Source organism: Streptomyces wedmorensis (assembly GCF_000716445.1).
GTDB lineage: Bacteria > Actinomycetota > Actinomycetes > Streptomycetales > Streptomycetaceae > Streptomyces > Streptomyces wedmorensis.
Genome location: NZ_JNWK01000082.1, coordinates 12,854 through 28,515 on the forward strand (window position 1 = coordinate 12,854; position 15,662 = coordinate 28,515).

General features: G+C 73.7%; 11 protein-coding genes and 1 pseudogene. 4 read left to right on the plus strand and 8 right to left on the minus strand.

The features are described from left to right. Positions 1–451 precede the first annotated feature (451 nt). From OO54_RS37930 to OO54_RS37945, 4 genes are read left to right on the plus strand one after another with little or no spacing between them, the layout of a single operon-like run. Positions 452–3,280: an AAA family ATPase gene (locus OO54_RS37930; protein ID WP_063738368.1), complete on the plus strand. Its 2,829-nt coding sequence runs from the start codon at positions 452–454 to the stop codon at positions 3,278–3,280. 34 nt (positions 3,281–3,314) lie between these two features. Then, positions 3,315–4,163 (plus strand): metallophosphoesterase family protein, encoded by an 849-nt coding sequence (locus OO54_RS37935; RefSeq protein WP_033211594.1) that lies wholly within the window; start codon positions 3,315–3,317, stop codon positions 4,161–4,163. Then, complete coding sequence (locus tag OO54_RS37940; protein ID WP_033211610.1) at positions 4,160–4,834, plus strand: 4'-phosphopantetheinyl transferase family protein; 675 nt, start codon at positions 4,160–4,162, stop codon at positions 4,832–4,834. Before OO54_RS37935 ends, OO54_RS37940 begins: the two co-directional genes overlap by 4 nt. 48 nt (positions 4,835–4,882) lie before the next feature. Further along, entirely contained in the window at positions 4,883–5,224 is a 342-nt protein-coding gene (locus tag OO54_RS37945; RefSeq protein WP_033211596.1) for a type II toxin-antitoxin system PemK/MazF family toxin, read from the plus strand. Here the strand turns inward: OO54_RS37945 and OO54_RS37950 are convergent. From OO54_RS37950 to OO54_RS48955, 8 genes and pseudogenes are all read right to left on the minus strand, one after another. Beyond that, complete coding sequence (locus OO54_RS37950) at positions 5,208–6,398, minus strand: 3-deoxy-7-phosphoheptulonate synthase (protein ID WP_051787751.1); 1,191 nt, start codon at positions 6,396–6,398, stop codon at positions 5,208–5,210. The genes OO54_RS37945 and OO54_RS37950 overlap by 17 nt on opposite strands. Before the next feature lie 22 nt (positions 6,399–6,420). Continuing rightward, positions 6,421–7,188 carry a thioesterase II family protein gene (locus OO54_RS37955; protein WP_033211598.1) on the minus strand — a complete coding sequence of 256 codons (768 nt, stop codon included), beginning with the start codon at positions 7,186–7,188 and terminating at the stop codon, positions 6,421–6,423. A 46-nt stretch (positions 7,189–7,234) separates the two neighbouring features. Further along, a complete protein-coding gene (locus OO54_RS37960; protein ID WP_106970179.1) occupies positions 7,235–8,110 on the minus strand; it encodes a 3-hydroxybutyryl-CoA dehydrogenase in 876 nt (291 codons plus the stop codon). Then, positions 8,110–9,153 (minus strand): 3-oxoacyl-ACP synthase III family protein, encoded by a 1,044-nt coding sequence (locus tag OO54_RS37965; protein ID WP_078905566.1) that lies wholly within the window; start codon positions 9,151–9,153, stop codon positions 8,110–8,112. The genes OO54_RS37960 and OO54_RS37965 overlap by 1 nt, the downstream gene beginning before the upstream one ends. A 7-nt stretch (positions 9,154–9,160) precedes the next feature. Further along, positions 9,161–10,513 carry a crotonyl-CoA carboxylase/reductase gene (gene ccrA / locus OO54_RS37970; RefSeq protein WP_033211601.1) on the minus strand — a complete coding sequence of 451 codons (1,353 nt, stop codon included), beginning with the start codon at positions 10,511–10,513 and terminating at the stop codon, positions 9,161–9,163. A 14-nt stretch (positions 10,514–10,527) separates the two neighbouring features. Continuing rightward, entirely contained in the window at positions 10,528–11,283 is a 756-nt protein-coding gene (locus OO54_RS37975; protein WP_033211602.1) for an arylamine N-acetyltransferase family protein, read from the minus strand. 60 nt (positions 11,284–11,343) lie between these two features. Next, the gene (locus OO54_RS48950) at positions 11,344–12,951 is read right to left on the minus strand and encodes a type I polyketide synthase (RefSeq protein WP_425348026.1); all 1,608 of its coding nucleotides are present in this window, start codon (positions 12,949–12,951) and stop codon (positions 11,344–11,346) included. After that, a pseudogene (locus tag OO54_RS48955) lies at positions 12,934–15,662 on the minus strand (type I polyketide synthase); the annotation flags it as partial. The pseudogene OO54_RS48955 and the gene OO54_RS48950, both read right to left, overlap by 18 nt.

The window sequence follows — 15,662 nt, forward strand, 5'->3', positions numbered from 1 at the left end:
GCACGGACATCCGGGACACGGGACACCCGAACACATCCATCTCCGGAGCCTTTTGCCGACTCGTGAAAGGTCAGCCATATCGGATGTGTTGGGGTATCACCGCCGACGCGGAGGCCGCCGCCCGTAAACGGAACTGAAGGGTCGACGACACGCGCTGTCCGCGATTTCAAACGACGTTGACAGTCACGGGCAGACTCGAAATGATCCCGAACATCGAGCAGTTCCCCGTGTCTGACGCGGGGCCTGATCCGGCACGGGGGGAGAGACATCGTGGAGGCCGACGTACGTCGTCCCGCGGTCGGTGGAGTCCCCCGGTCCGAGGAAGGCGCGTGGGCCCCGCCACGCCCCTGGGACACACCCCGCACCGCGCAGGCGCGAAGACCGGGATGACCGCCCCCGCCCCGTTCGGCTGTCATCGGTTCCGTCACCCCAGAGGCACGCAATGCACGCAATGCACGCAGCGCCGGAGAACCCCACACCCCACACACCCGATCTGGTAGAGCGTGACGAGGCCCTCGCGGCGCTCGGCCTGCTGCTCGACAAGTCCGCCTCCGGCAGAGGGCGGATCGCCCTCGTCCACGCCCCGCTGGGCGGCGGCAAGAGCAAACTCCTGCACGACTTCCTCGAAACCGTCGACCCCGCCGAGGGGCTCGTGCTCAGCGCGACCGCGTCCTGCCCCGAGCGCGCGCTCCCCTTCGGAGTCCTGTCGCAGCTCTTCCAGACGTCCCAGGTCCCGCAGCGCGTACGCGACGACATGGACGCCCTGTTCAGCGCGATGCCGGCCCGCGAGGAGGCCGTCGGCCCGGCCACCGCCGGTCTGCCGGCGGAGACGATGACCACCCTCCGCAAGATCGTCCTCGCGCTGGTCGACCTCGCCGAGAACCGCCGGCTCGTGATCGGGATCGACAACCTCCACGAAGTCGACGCCCCCTCCCTGCGCTACCTGGCGTCGATCCTCCCCCGGCTCCGGAACGTGAGTTCGCTGGTCGTCATGACCGACGACACCGGCCGGCGCGCCACCAGCGACCGACTGCGGACCGACCTGCTCCGGCAGCCCAACCTCCACCGGATCGACCTGGGACTCCTGACGCGGGCAGGCGTCCGCCGGCTGCTCACCCAGCACCTCGGCGCGGCGGAGGCGGCCCGGCTCACCGCCGGATTCGCCGAGGTGAGCGGTGGCAACCCGCTCGTCCTTCAGCACCTCCTGAGCGATCACCGCGCCGGTCTCGGAGACGATCCGCGCGCCTACAGCCGCGCCCTGCTGAACTGCCTGTTCCACGGCGAACCCGACCTGCTCGTCGTACTGCGCGCCCTCGCGGTCCTCGGGCACGACGCTCCGCCGCAGCGGCTCGCCCTGCTCGCCGGGCTCGACGTGGCGGCGGTCGAAGGCGCTCTGCACGCCCTGAACAGCGCCGGGTTGGTGAACGGGACCGCGTTCCGACATCCCACGGCGGCCGCCGACGTGCTGGACGACATGCCGGCAGCCGACCACGCCGCGCTGCGGCGCCGAGCCGCCGAACTCCTCCACGCCGAGAGCGCCCCGGCCGTCGCGGTCGCCGAACAGCTCGTGGCCGTCGGACACACCGGGCCGCCCTGGGCCGGGGACGTCCTCCTCGAGGCGGCCCGCGACTCCCTCTCCGCCCACCGGCCCCGACGGGCGGCCGACTACCTGGAGCTCGCCGAGCGCACCGGCGGCGACGACTCGTCACGAGCGGCCGTACGGGCCCGCCTCGGCCGCCTCAAGTGGCAGCTCCAGCCGCCGTCGGCCGTGCACTCCCTGGCACCGCTGATCGAGGACGTGTCGGCCGGACGCACCGGCACGCACGAACTGCTCGACCTGCTGTGGGCCCTGTCCTGGCACGGCGAACCCGACAGGGTCCACGACCTGTTGCGGCAGGCCGAGGCCCGGTGGCACGAGCTCGACGACGAGGACCTCACCGCCCTGCACAGCGTGCGCACCTGGCTGGCCTGCGCGTACCCCGCGTATCCGGGCGGCACGCCCCGGCCGCCGGCGCCCGCCGCCCCGTACCGTGCGCCCGGCCATCAGCTCGACCCCTGGTCGACGGCGGCGGCCCTCGCCGAGGACCTCATCCGCGGCGACGCCACGCGGCTCGCGGCCCGGGCCGATGCCGTGCTGCACACGGCGCGGCCCGATCACCACTCGCTGTGGAACGGCGAGGCCGCGCTGCTCGCCCTCCTGTGCCTGGTGTACACCGACAGCTTCGAGACCGCGACCGGTTGGTGCGACCATCTACTGGACGAGGCCAGTACCCGCAACACCCCGACCTGGTCGGCTGTTTTCACCGCCGTACGGGCCGAAACGGCGCTGCGAGCGGGCGACTTGAACGCCGCTTCGGCAGCCGCGCGGCAAGCGCTCGACCTGCTCCAGGCCGACGCGTGGGGCGTGGCGCTCGGCCTGCCGCTGGGCACGCTGGTGCTGGCCAACGTCCGCATGGGCAGGCTCGACCAGGCGGCGGACCTGCTCGCGGAGCCGTTCCCCGAGGCGATGCTCCGCAGCCGCTACGGACTGCACTATCTGTACGCCCGCGGCCACTACCGCCTCGCCACCGGGCAGGCCCGGTCCGCGCTCGCCGACTTCCTCCAGTGCGGCAAGCTCACCCGGAGATGGGCCCTTCGCGGCACCGGCCCCGTGCCCTGGCGCACCAGCGCCGCCGAGGCCTGGCTCAAGCTCGGCAAGCAGGACCAGGCGGGACTGCTCGCCCGGGACGAACTCAGCAGGCTCTCCCCGGACAGCCACCGGGCCCGCGGCCTCGCGCTGCGCGTGCTCGCGGCGGCGGCGGGCACCGCCGAGCGGCCACGGCTGCTCGAAGAGGCCGTCGACGTCATCAAGGAGTGCGACGACAAGTTCGAGCTGGCCCGCACCCTGAGCGACCTGTCCCAGGCCCACAAGGCGGCCGGTGACCACGGCAGTGCCCGGCGGGCGGCGCGCAGGGCTTGGCCGATAGCCCGGGCCTCCGGCGCGGAGACCCTCTGCCGCGAAGTCGCTCCCGGCCCGCCGGCTCCCGTCGAGCCCGCGGACCGTCCGGCCAGGAAGGCCCCGAAGGGCGGCGCCCCCGCCGCCGTCGCCACCCCCGCCACCCCCGCCGCCGCCGTCGCCGCCCTGACGACCCGGGAGAGGCACGTCGCCACGCTCGCCGGCCGCGGCTACACCAACCAGGAGATCGCGGCCCAGCTGCTGATCACCCACAGCACGGTGGAACAGCACCTCACCCGGGTGTTCCGCAAACTCAATGTGAAGCGCCGTCAGGACCTGCCGTGAAGGCCCCCGTTCGCCCCGGTGGAAGGACACCCGCGTGACCCACGGAAAGCTGTTCGCGCTCAGCGACCAGCACGTCACCCATCAGGAGAACCGGCGGATCACGGAGTCGCTGCGGCCGGAGTCCGACGACGACTGGCTGCTCGTCGCCGGGGACGTCGGCGAGAAGTTCGAGGACATCGCCTGGGCCCTGAAGCTCCTCGCCGGCCGGTTCTCCCGGGTCGTCTGGGCGCCCGGCAACCACGAGCTGTGGAGCCATCCCGCCGACCCGGTCACGCTGCGCGGCGTCGCCCGTTACGACGCCCTGGTCGAGCTGTGCCGCACCCTCGGCGTACTGACGCCCGAGGACCCGTACCCGGTCTGGCACGGCGAGGACGCGCCGGTGACGATCGCCCCGCTGTTCGTCCTGTACGACTACTCCTTCCTGGCACCCGGAGCGCGCACCAAGGAGGAGTCCCTGCGCGTGGCCCACGAGGCGGGGGTGGTGTGCACGGACGAGTACCTGCTGCATCCCGACCCGTATCCGTCGCGGGACGCCTGGTGCCGGGCCCGGGTCGCCCTCACCGAGCAACGGCTCGCGGCCGTCGACCCCGGGCACGGCACCGTCCTGGTCAACCACTATCCGCTGGTGCGGGAACCCACCCGCGTCCTGCGCCATCCCGAGTTCGCGCAGTGGTGCGGCACCGAGCTGACCGCCGACTGGCACCGGCGCTTCCGGGCCGTCGCCGCCGTCTACGGGCACCTCCACATCCCGAGGGTCACCTGGCACGACGGGGTGCGCTTCGAGGAGGTGTCGATCGGGTATCCGCGCGAGTGGCGGCCCCGGCCGCCCCGCTCGCCGCTGCGCCGGATCCTGCCCCGTCCCGCTGCGGAGCGCACGGCGTGATCGAGGCGATCCTTCCCGAAGGGGTGGCGGGTTCCACGTCGTTCGAGGAACTGACGCCCGCGCCGGACGGACCCGACCGGCTCTTTCCCGCCGAGTCGGCGGCGATCGTCCGCGCCTCGGCGGGCCGACGGGCGGAGTTCACCACGGTACGGCTGTGCGCGCGGCGCGCCCTGGCCTCGCTCGGGCTGCCGCCGGCACCTCTCGTGCCCGGCAGGCGGGGCCTGATCACCTGGCCGGGCGGCGTGAGCGGCAGCATGACCCACTGCGCCGGCTTCCGGGCGGCGGCCGTGGCGCGGACCGAGGTCGCGGCGTCCCTGGGCATCGACGCGGAACCGAACCTGCCGTTGCCCGCCGGGGTCCTGGCGGCCGTCTCCCGGCCGCGCGAGGCGGCCGCGCTCGCCGGGCTGGCCCGGCGCCGTCCCGATGTGCACGGGGACCGGCTGCTGTTCAGCGCCAAGGAGTCGGTGTTCAAGACCTGGTATCCACTGACCGGGCGCGAGCTCGAATTCGAGGAGGCCGAGGTGGAGTTCGATCCGGCGGGCGGCTTCTCGGCGCGGCTGCTGGTGCCCGGGCCCGTGGTGGCCGGCCGGCGCCACGACACGTTCTCCGGGCGGTGGACGGTGGGGCGCGGCTTCGTGCTGACCGCGATCACCCTGCCGGGAGTAAGGTGATGATCGGTCCGCCTCGGAGCGGACCTCTCGTCCTGTCTGGAGGTACCGGTGCGGCGTGGTGAGGTCTGGTGGGCCGATTTCGGCGAGCGGCGGGCCGTGGTGCTGCTGTCGGAGGGGACGAACGCCGAGTTCCGCGGGATGCAGATCGTCGAGCCGGTCACCGTCGACATCACGGGACTCGGACTCGAGGTGCCGGTGGGCGCCGCCGACGGCCTGGCGCTCGAAGGAGTGGTGCGGGTCGCCTTCCCGCAGCCGGGCATGACGCCCTGCACCTGGCTCGCGACGCTGACGGAGCGGGACGTGATCGAGCGGGCCGGAGAGCTGTCCGAGGCCAAGCTCGCCGAGATCGAGGAGGCCCTCCGGCTCGGCGGCATCACCACCCGGGTCTGACGGAAGCGTCGCGGGGATCCGCGCGGCGCCCCTCCTGGCGGGGGTCCCGCCGAGCCCCGCCGCAGGCCTCGGCGAAGTGGAACGCCACGTCGAGCGCCGGCCCGCGGTCCGGGCCGCCGGTCGCCGGACCGCCGCCGGACGCGGCCGCCGGATCCACGTGGACGCCGCCCGGATGGCTCCCCGAGGACCGGTGGACCTCGACGAAACCCCGCACCTCGTCGCGTACCTCCTCGCGCGTGGTGTTGGCGCGCACCGGATCGCTCACCCAGCAGACCGAGGCGCCCTCCGCCCGTACCTTCTCGACGACGGCGGGCAGCAGGTCGCGCACCCGGTCCGCGCCCATCGCCGCCACCAGCGTCAGCCGTCCCGGCGCCCGGTGCGGATCGAGCCGGTCCACGGCGGCGAGCACCGTGTCCGGGCAGGTGCCGGGCCCGAGCCGGACGGCGACGGGGTTGTGGACCGAGGAGAGGTGGCCGGCGTGGTCCCCGCCCGGCTCGTGGGACTCCCCCAGCCACAGCAGGTGCCCCGTCGTGGCGTACGGGACGTCGTGGCCCGCTTCCGGGTGCGGCTCGGCGACGGTGAGCGCCCGCTCGTAGTCGAGCAGCAGGCTCTCGTGCCCGACGAAGAACTCCGGCGGTGCGCCGACTCCGCTCCGGTCGAGTCCGTAGGCCCGCAGGAAGTCCAGACTCCGGCCGATCTCGGCCAGCAGCCCCTCGTGCCGGGCGCCGGTGTCGGAGGCGGCGGCGTGGTCCTCGTTCCAGGCATGGATCCGGCGCAGGCCGGGGGCGGGAGCGGCGGTGAGGGCCCGCAGCAGATTGAGCGCCGCGACGGAGCTCTCGTACTCCTGGCGCGGCGCCCGGGCTTCGCGGCCCGGGGGCGGCGGCGCGCACGCCCCCACGGTCCAGCCGACCTTGACGACCGGCAGTGCCGTCGCGTGGGCGAGGAGCATCTCCATCTGGAGCAGGGTCCGCCGACGCTGCCGCATCCCGTCCTCGGTGAGGGCGTGCAGCGGCTCGGCGCGGCTGCCGCCCAGCAACAGGACGGCCTCGCCCCGGGCGACCGAGGCCGTGCGGCGGCGCAGGAGTGCGCACCCCGCCGCCGGGACCGGCGGTGGCATCGCCGCCGGTCGCCGTGCCTCGGAGCCGTCGGGGCCGATGCCGGTGGTGTGGGTCACGGAAGGTCCTCGCCGCCGCCGGTCAGTGGAGCGTGGGGGTCGGTGCGGCCAGCCGGTCCGCGATCAGGTCCGTCACCTTCTCGTGCTGGTCGACGAGGTAGAAGTGGCCACCGGGCAGCGTGATCACCTCGAACGCGGCGGAGGTGTGCGCCCGCCAGGCGGCCGCGTCCTCCGCCGAGACCTTCGGGTCGTCCCGTCCGGTCAGCACCGTCACGGGGCAGCCCAGCGGCGGCCCGGCCTCGTACCGGTAGGTCTCCACGGCCCGGTAGTCCGCGCGGATCACGGGCAGGGCCATGCGCATCAGCTCCTCGTCCGCGAGGACCCGCGGATCGGTGCCGCCGAGCTCGGCCATCGCACGCAACAGGCCCTGGTCGTCCAGCCGGTAGTCGAACTCGGCGCGCTGGATGTCCGGTGCGCGGCGGCCCGACGCGAAGAGCCGGACGGGCGGGTGTCCCTTCTCGGTCAGCAGCCGGGCCACCTCGAAGCCGAGCAGGGAGCCGAGGCTGTGTCCGAACAGCGCGAGCGGCCGGTCCGTCCACGGGACGAGCTCGTCCACGACGCGTGCGGCGAGTTCGGTGAGGGATTCGATCAGCGGCTCACAGCGGCGTTCCAGCCGTCCCGGGTACTGCACGGCGAGCACGTCGACGTCCGGGGAGAGGGCCTTGGCCACGGGGACGAAGAAGGGGGCCGATCCGCCCGCGTGCGGCAGGCAGACGAGCCGGATCCGGGCGTCGGGCGCCGGACGGTACCGGTATGTCCAGCGCGAGTTGCGGGCGTCGGGGGTGGTCATGCTGCTCCTCGGGGGTCGTGCGGTGTCGGTGCGGACGGCGTCGGGGTCACGATGCCGTCCCGTCGTAGCGGAAGAAACCCCGGCCCGCCTTGCGGCCGAGCCGGCCGTCCTCGACCATCCGGGACAGCAGGGGAGGCACCTCGTCGACGAGGTCGTCGGAGTTCTCCCGCATGCTCCGCGCCACGGCGGTGATGGTGTCGATCCCGATCATGTCCAGCAGGGCGAGGGGTCCCATCGGGTGGCCGCATCCGAGGGTCATGCCGCGGTCGATGTCCTCGGCACTGGCCACCCCCCGCTCGTACATGCGGACGGCCGCCATCAGGTAGGGCACGAGCAGCGCGTTGACCACGAAGCCGCAGCGGTCCTGGGTCCTGACGACCTCCTTGCCGAGCAGGTCGACCACGAACGACTCGGCCCTGTCGACGGTCGCGTCGCCGGTGCGGTCGGACCGGACGACCTCCACGAGCGGCATGACCGGGACCGGGTTGAAGAAGTGCATGCCGACGACGGCCTCGGGACGGCCGGTCACCTCGGCGAGGTCCGCCACGAGCAGGCTGGACGTCGTGGAGGCCAGGACGGCGGCCGGATCGGCCACCGCCGCGTCGAGCGCCTTGAACACCCGGCGTTTGGTCTCCAGGTCCTCGGCCACGGCCTCCACCACGAGCTGTCTGTCGGCCAGTTCGGAGGGGTCCACGGCGAACCGGAGGCGGTCGGCGGCCCCCGTGCGCTCCTCGGTGGTCATCCGCCCCTTGGCGACGGCCCGGTCGAGCGCGCGGAGGATCCGCTCCGACGCGGGCCCGATCCGGCCCGGCGACGAGACCACGACCCGTACGTCGAGTCCGGCGCGCAGGGACACCTCGGCGATCCCGGCCCCCATGGCGCCGCAGCCGACGACGCCCACTCGGCTCAGTGCGTCCGCCATCACCGTCCTCCTCGCGGGGTCGACCAGCGCAGCAGACCGGCGCCGACCGCCATGCCCGCGCCGAAGCCGGCGAGCAGCACGAGGTCGCCGTCGCGCAGCGCACCGGAGCGGTTCGCCTCGTCCAGGGCCACGGGGACCGAGGCCGAGCCGATGTTGCCCGAGTGGCGCAGCGGCAGATGGGTGTGGGCGCCGTCGAGGCCGCTGGCCGCGGCGAGTGCCGTCACCAGCGTGCCGTTGGCCTGGTGGGGCACGAAGTGGTGCACGTCGGAGGCTTCTTGACCGCAGCGCTTGAGGAGGCCGGCGAGGACGCCGGGCACGTTGTCGAGGACGAAGTCCTTCACCCCCCTGCCCTGCATGCGCAGCAGATGGCCGCCGTCGGCGACCGTCTCGGCCGAGGCCGGGCGGCGGCTGCCGCCCGCCTCCATGCTGATCAGCTCGTGGGCGTCGCCCCGGCCGACCAGCTCGATGTCGAGGAGGCCGCGCTCCGCGCCGGGGACGGCGCCCGGGAGCGCGCCGACGACGGCGGCGCCCGCGCCGTCGCCGAAGAGGACGCTGGTGGCGCGGTCCTCGAAGTCCACGAACCGGGTGTACACGTCGGTGCCGATCACCAGTGCCTTCGTCTCCGGCCTGAGCGCGACGAACGCCCGCGCGACGGCCAGGGCGGACATGAACCCGGTGCAGGCGATGTTGATGTCGAAGCAGGCTGCCTGGTGGGCGCCGAGCGCACGCTGCACCAGGGAGGAGGTCGCCGGGATCGGGGCGTCGCCGGTGGTGGTGGAGACGATGACGAAGTCGAGCCGTTCGGCGGCCAGTCCGGCCTGGTCCAGCGCGGCGCGGGCCGCGTGCACGGCGAGGTCGGAGGCGGCCTCGTCGGGTGCGGCGTAGCGGCGCGAGAGGATCCCGGTCCTGCTCTCGATCCACTCGGCGGAGGTGTTCGGGACCCGGACGACGATGTCGTCGTTGGTGACCACCCGCTCGGGCAGGTAGGAGCCGGTCCCGAGGATGGTGACGGGCAGGGCGCCGTTCGTCGTGTCGATGCTCACGCGTGCCTCACCCGGCCGGCGGGGCGTCGGGCGCGAAGGAGCGCAGCACGGTCAGCCGGTCCTCGCCGATGCGCGCGCGGAGCTCGGGGTCGGTGACGCCGAGGCCGGGCCGGTCGGCCAGGCACAGCACGCCGACCTTGCCGATGTGCTCGTTGAGCTGGACGAGGCGGGTCGCCTCGCCGATCTGCTCCAGCGGGTACAGGGCGGTCAGCGCCGGCATGATGCTGCCCTGGGTGAACAGCCGGGCGGTGTCGACCTGTTCCTGGAGGTTGGCGACGTGGCTGCCGATGATCCGCTTGAGCCGCATCCACAGGTAGCGGTTGTCGAACTGGTGCTGGTAGCCGGTGCTCGACCCGCAGGTGACGACGGATCCGCCCCGTCGCACGACGAACACCGAGATGCCGAACGTGGACCGGCCGACGTGGTCGAAGACGATGTGCGGGTCTTCTCCGACGCCCTGCCGGATCAGCCGGCCGAGGGCCTTGCCCTGTGCCACGACGCGTTCGGGGTCGTCGCCCAGGTCGTCGCCGATGCCGATGTCGGCCCGGTTGATGACGAGGTCGCAGCCGAGCGCGCGGGCCGCCTTCGCCTTCTCCTCGGAGCCCACGACGCCGACGGCGACGCCGCCGCCGTTCTTCACGAGCTGGACGGCGTACGCGCCGAGGCCGCCCGAGGCGCCCCAGATCAGCACGACGTCGCCCTGCTTCATCCGCGCGCCCCGGTCGCTCACCAGCATCCGGTACGCGGTTCCGGCGCAGGCCGGTGTGGTGGCGGCCTCCTCCCAGGTCAGATGGGCCGGCTTGGGGATGAGCTGGCTGGCCCGCGCCACGCAGTAGTGGGCGAGGCCGCCGTAGTTCGTCTCGAAGCCCCAGGCGAGCTGGTGGTCGCTGAGCATGCCGTCGGCCTGGACCGACGCCTCCTGGTCGTCGACGCACGCGGCGTTGACCATCACGTGGTCGCCGGTCTTCCAGCGGCGTACGCCGTTGCCGGTCCGCACGATCACCCCGGCCGCGTCCGAGCCCAGCACGTGGAACGGCTGGTCGTGCCGGGACGCCCAACCTCCCTCCTTGCCGTACGACTTGAGGAAGCGGAACGTGGAGAGGGGTTCGAAGGTGGCCGACCAGACGGTGTTGTAGTTGATCGAACTGGCCATGACGGCGATCAGCACCTCGTCGGGTGCCAGTTCGGGCATCGGCACGGGGCCGACGCGCAGGGTCTTGCGCACGTCCCGGTCTTCGACGCCCTGGAAGACGTTCTCGTCCTCCACGCGCAGGTGGGCGGCGGTGAATTCGGCCGGCAGCGGGGTGTTCGCCAGGACCTCGGGCGAGGCGCCCGCCAGGACCGCTTCGGACAGTGACATGTCTGGTGTCCTTCTCAGTGGGCCGCGACGGGCTGGAAGTAGGTGGTGTCGATGGTGCGGAGTTCCTCGTCGTTGCGGATGGGCCGCGGGCGCTCCACGCCGTCCTCGACGGACAGGAAGATGTTGGCGATCTGGACGACCTGGCCGTTCTCGGTCCCGCGCCGGCGCCGCCGGACGAAGCGGTCCTCCTGGGCGCCGATGAGTTCGGCGAGCACCCGCCAGTCGCCGGGGTCGCGGGGCCGGGTCGTGAACCGGTACGCGTTCCGCCAGGGCTTGTTGCGGGTCTTGAACTCCAGGAGGTGGAACTCGCCCTGGCGCACCAGCCGGAAGTCGATCCCCTGCTGGGTGCGGGTCTCGCCGGACAGGGGCAGCGGGTCCACGATCGATATGCCGCCGTTGCCGACGTCCACCAGCCAGTCCTCGCCGTCGACGGTGACGACCATGACCATGTGCTCGACGTCGGGCCCCCAGGCGCCGCCGAGGAGCTGCATGCTCGCCGACAGCAGCTTGACCTCGTAGCCCAGCTCACCGAGGAGCCGGTGGAAGAGCAGGTTCAGGTCCGTGCAGATGCCGCCGCGCCCCTTCAGCACGATCGTGTCGAAGACGGCGTCCGCGTCGAACTCGACGAAGTCGGTGCTGTGGATGAAGCCGTTGTCGTAGTGGAAGCGGATCTGGTGCCTGCGGTGGATGTCCTGCAGGGTCGCCAGGTCGGCGGCGGGGGCGGGACCGGAGTACCCGATGTACTCCAGGTAGGTGTCCTTGTCGAACAAGGCCGTTCTCCTTTGGTGCCGTGTGCGGAGGGGAAGTCGTGGGTGTGGTGGCGTGCCGCGTCAGTCCGCGGTGAGCGCGTCGATGCGCTCCAGCAGCTGCTCGGCGAGCATCTCCACCGTGGGGTACTCGAAGGCGAAGGCGGCGGGGAGCCTCAGCCCGGTCAGGCCGGACAGCCGGTTGCGCAGTTCGACGGAGGTCAGCGAGTCGAAGCCGACCTCGAACAGGACGGTCTCCGGTCCGAAGTCGTCCGCCGAGAGGTGGCCGAGGACCGCCGCCGCCTCCTGGACGACCAGTTCGAGGAGGATCGCTCCACGCTGTTCGCGGGGTGCTTTGGCGAGCGCGTCGGCGAGCCGGCTCGCCCCGGCCGCCGTCCCGTCGCCGACCGCCCGGCGGCCCACCCTGAGCAGGCCGCGCAGCAGCGGGGGCACGTGGTCGGCGCTCGTCGTGGCGCGCATGGCGGCGAAGTCGAACTTCGCCGGTGCCAGCACGGCGTCCGGGGCGCGCAGCGCGGCGTCGAAGAGCTCCATGCCCTCCTGTTCGGTGAAGGCGAGGATGCCGAGCCGGTCGATGCGCTGGAGGTCGATCTCGCCGAGGTGTTCCACGATCTCGGAGGTCTGTCCCCACCAGCCCCAGGCGAGGGAGGTGGCGGGCAGGCCGACGGCCTGGCGGTGCTGGGCGAGGGCGTCGAGGAACGCGTTGGCCGCCGCGTAGCTGCCCTGACCGGGGTTGCCGAGGGTGCCGGCGGCCGAGGAGAACAGCACGAACGCGGCCAGGTCGAGGCCGGACGTCAGCTCGTGGAGATGGACGGCCGCGTCGATCTTCGGCCGGAAGACCGTGTCGAGCCGCTCGGGGGTGAGGGCCGTGACGACACCGTCGTCGAGGACGCCCGCCGTGTGGATCACGCCGGTCAGCGGGGCCTCGGCGGGTATCTCCGCCAGCAGCGCCGCCAGGGCCTCGCGGTCGGCGACGTCGCAGGCCGCGATCCGCACCCGGGCGCCCAGGCCGGTCAGCTCGGTCTCGAGCGCGTCGGCGCCGGGCGCCTCCGGTCCGCGGCGCGACACGAGCAGCAGGTTCCCGACCTGGTGTTCCCGCACCAGGTGGCGGGCGACGAGACCGCCGAGCGCTCCGGTGCCGCCGGTGATGAGCACCGTGCCGGCCGGGTCGAGCTTCCGGTGCCGCCCCCGCGCGGGCTCGGCCCGTACCAGTCGCGGCACGTGGACCGCTCCCTTGCGGACGGCCACCTGCGCGTCGAAGGACGCCAGGACGCCCGGCAGGGCGCGCAGCGACTCCTCCGTGTCGTCGGTGTCGACCAGGACGACGCGGCCGGGGTTCTCGGCCTGTGCCGAGCGCAGCAGGCCCCACAGCGCGGCGGCCGACAGGTCGGTCGGCTCGCCCCCGGCGGCGACGGCGCCGTGCGTCACGGCGAGCAGCCTGGTGTCCTCCAGGGTGGGTTCGGCCAGCCATGCCTGGAGCAGCTCCAGGACCTGGGCGGCCACGTCGCGCACCTCGTCGGCGTCGGGGCGGTCGCCGCCGAAGACGTCGAGGAGCAGGAGCGCGGTGTCGGTGCCGGCGAGGGCGCGGACGTCCTCGGCGGTGGCGACGGAGACGGCGGCCAGTTCGGCGTCCTGGGACTTGACCGTGGTCGGCTCCCACTCCACGCGGAACATCTGCTCGGCCACCGCGCCGGAGCCGGCGCGCAGGGCGGCCGGGTCCACCGGCCTGGCCACCAGCGACTCGACGGAGGCGACGGGGGCTCCGGTGCTGTCGGCGAGGTGCAGGGTGATGGTGTCCTCGCCGCTCGGGACCAGGCGCAGCCGCAGGGCGTCGGCCCCGGCCGCGTACAGCCGTACGTCGCTCCACGCGAAGGGCAGCACCAGTTGCCGCTCTCCGTCGCCCGGCCGGAAGACCCCGGCGTGCAGGCAGGCGTCGAGCAGCGCCGGGTGCAGTCCGAAGCCGTCGGCCTTGCCCGCCTCTTCGGGCAGGGCGATCTCGGCGAAGATCTCCTCGCCCCGGGTCCACACCGACCGCAGGCCCCGGAAGGCGGGCCCGTAGCCGTACCCGCTTCCGGCCAGTCCGTCGTACGCGGTGACGGCGGCGTCCTCGACCGGCTCGGCGCCGCGCGGCGGCCACTGGGTCAGCTCGAAGTCGGGTTTGCCGTTCTCGGGCGCCAGTTGCCCCGACGCGAGCCGGGTCCAGGCCGTGGCCGGGCCGGCGTCCTCGCGGCGGGAGTGGATGGTGAACCGGCGGTGTCCCGAGCCGTCCGCGTCGGCGATCTCCACCCGGAGCTGCACGCCGCCCTGCGCGGGCATGGCGAGCGGGGCCTCGATCACCAGCTCGGCGAGCAGCTCGCAGCCGGCCTCGTCACCGGCCCGCAGGGCCAGCTCGACCAGGGCGGCGCCGGGTACGAGCACCGTCCCGGCGGCGGCGTGGTCGGCCAGCCACGGGTGCGAGAACAGCGAGAGGCGGGAGGTGAACAGGAGGGCGCCGGAGCCGGGGATCTCCGTCATCGCGCCGAGGAGGGGGTGCGCGACGGCGGCCAGGCCCAGGCCGGCCGGGTCGCCCGCGCCGGAGGTGGTGTCCAGCCAGTAGCGCTGCCGCTGGAAGGCGTACGTGGGCAGCTCGGCGGCCGGACCACCGGCCTCGCCGAGGACGGCGTTCCAGTCGACGGGCACGCCGCGCACGTGGAGGGCGGCCATCGCCTCCAGGAAGCGGCGGGGGCCGCTCTCCTCGCGGCGCAGCGTCCCGGTCACCAGCGCGGAGGCCACGCCGGCGGCTTCGAGGCTCTGCTCGATCGCCGGGACGAGTACGGGGTGGGTGCCGGCCTCCACGAAGACGTCGTGGCCACCGGCGCCGAGGGCGCGGACCACCGGGTCGAGGCGGACCGTCTGCCGCAGGTTCCGGTACCAGTACCCGGCGTCGAGTCCCGCGGTGTCGAAGAGCCCGCCCGTCACCGTCGAGTAGAAGGGCATCTCGGAGGAACGGGGGGCGAGACCGGCCAGGGCCTCGACGAGTTCCTGCTCGACGGCGTCGACGTGGGAGGAGTGCGAGGCGTAGTCGGCGGGGATCGGGCGGACCCGGACACCGGCGTCCTCGCACCCGCGGACAAGACCGGCCAGCGCCTCGGGGTCACCGGCGACGACGAACGCCTCCGGGCCGTTGACCGCCGCGATGTCGAGCCTGCCGGGCCACGGCGCCATGAGTTCCGCCAGCCGCCCGGGGTCCGCCGCGACCGAGGCCATCGCGCCCCGGCCGGACAGCGCGGTCGCCACGACGCGGCTGCGGATCACGACGACCTTCGCCGCGTCCGCCAGGCCCAGCCCGCCGGCCACGCAGGCCGCCGCGATCTCGCCCTGCGAGTGGCCGACCACCACGTCCGGGACGAAACCCGCGGCCTGCCACAGCGCGCCCAGGGAGACCATGACGGCGAACGACACCGGCTGCACGACGTCGACCGCGTCCAGCGAGGGCGCCCCCTCCGTCTGCCGGATCACATCGAGCAGCGACCATCCGGTCAGCGGGTCGAGTACCTCGGCGCACTCCCGCATCCGGGCCGCGAACACCGGCGAGGAGTCGAGGAGATCGGCTCCCATGCCGGGCCACTGGCCACCCTGCCCGGGGAAGACGAGCACCTTCCGCCCGTGCAGCGGACCGCCCAGACCGGTGACGAGGCCCTGCGCGGGCTCGTCCGCCCCCAGTGCCGCCAGACCCGTCAGCGCCTCCTCGCGGTCTCCCGCGACGAGGACGGCCCGCTCGGGCAGCGGGCCCCGGGTGCGTACGAGGGAACGTGCCGCGCCGGCCGCGCTCACGTCCGGGTGCGCGGCGAGGTGCGAAGCCAGACGCCGGGCCTGTCCCGCGAGAGCCCCTCTGCCACGCGCCGAGAGGACGAGCGGGACGGGCCCGGCGACGAGCGGTTCGGACGCGTCGTCGGTGCGGGCGGGCGCAGGCTCGGGGGCCTGTTCCAGGATGACGTGGGCGTTGGTTCCGCTGACTCCGAAGCTCGACACACCGGCTCGGCGGGGCCGGTCGACCTCGGGCCAGGGCCGGGCCTCCGTGAGCAGCTCCACGGCACCGGACGCCCAGTCCACCTGGGGCGTCGGCTCGTCGACGTGGAGGGTCTGCGGCAGCACGCCGTGCCGCATCGCCATCACCATCTTGATGACGCCGGCGACACCGGCGGCGGCCTGCGTGTGCGTCGCCCAGCGCGGTCCCGGTGCCGTGCGCCTCCACCGCGTCCACGTCGGAAGGACGCAGGCCCGCGTTGGCCAGCGCCCGGCGGATGACCCGCTGCTGGGAGGGGCCGTTGGGGGCGGTCAGGCCGTTCGAGGCGCCGTCCTGGTTGACGGCGGAGCCGCGTACGACACCCAGGATCCGCCGGCCG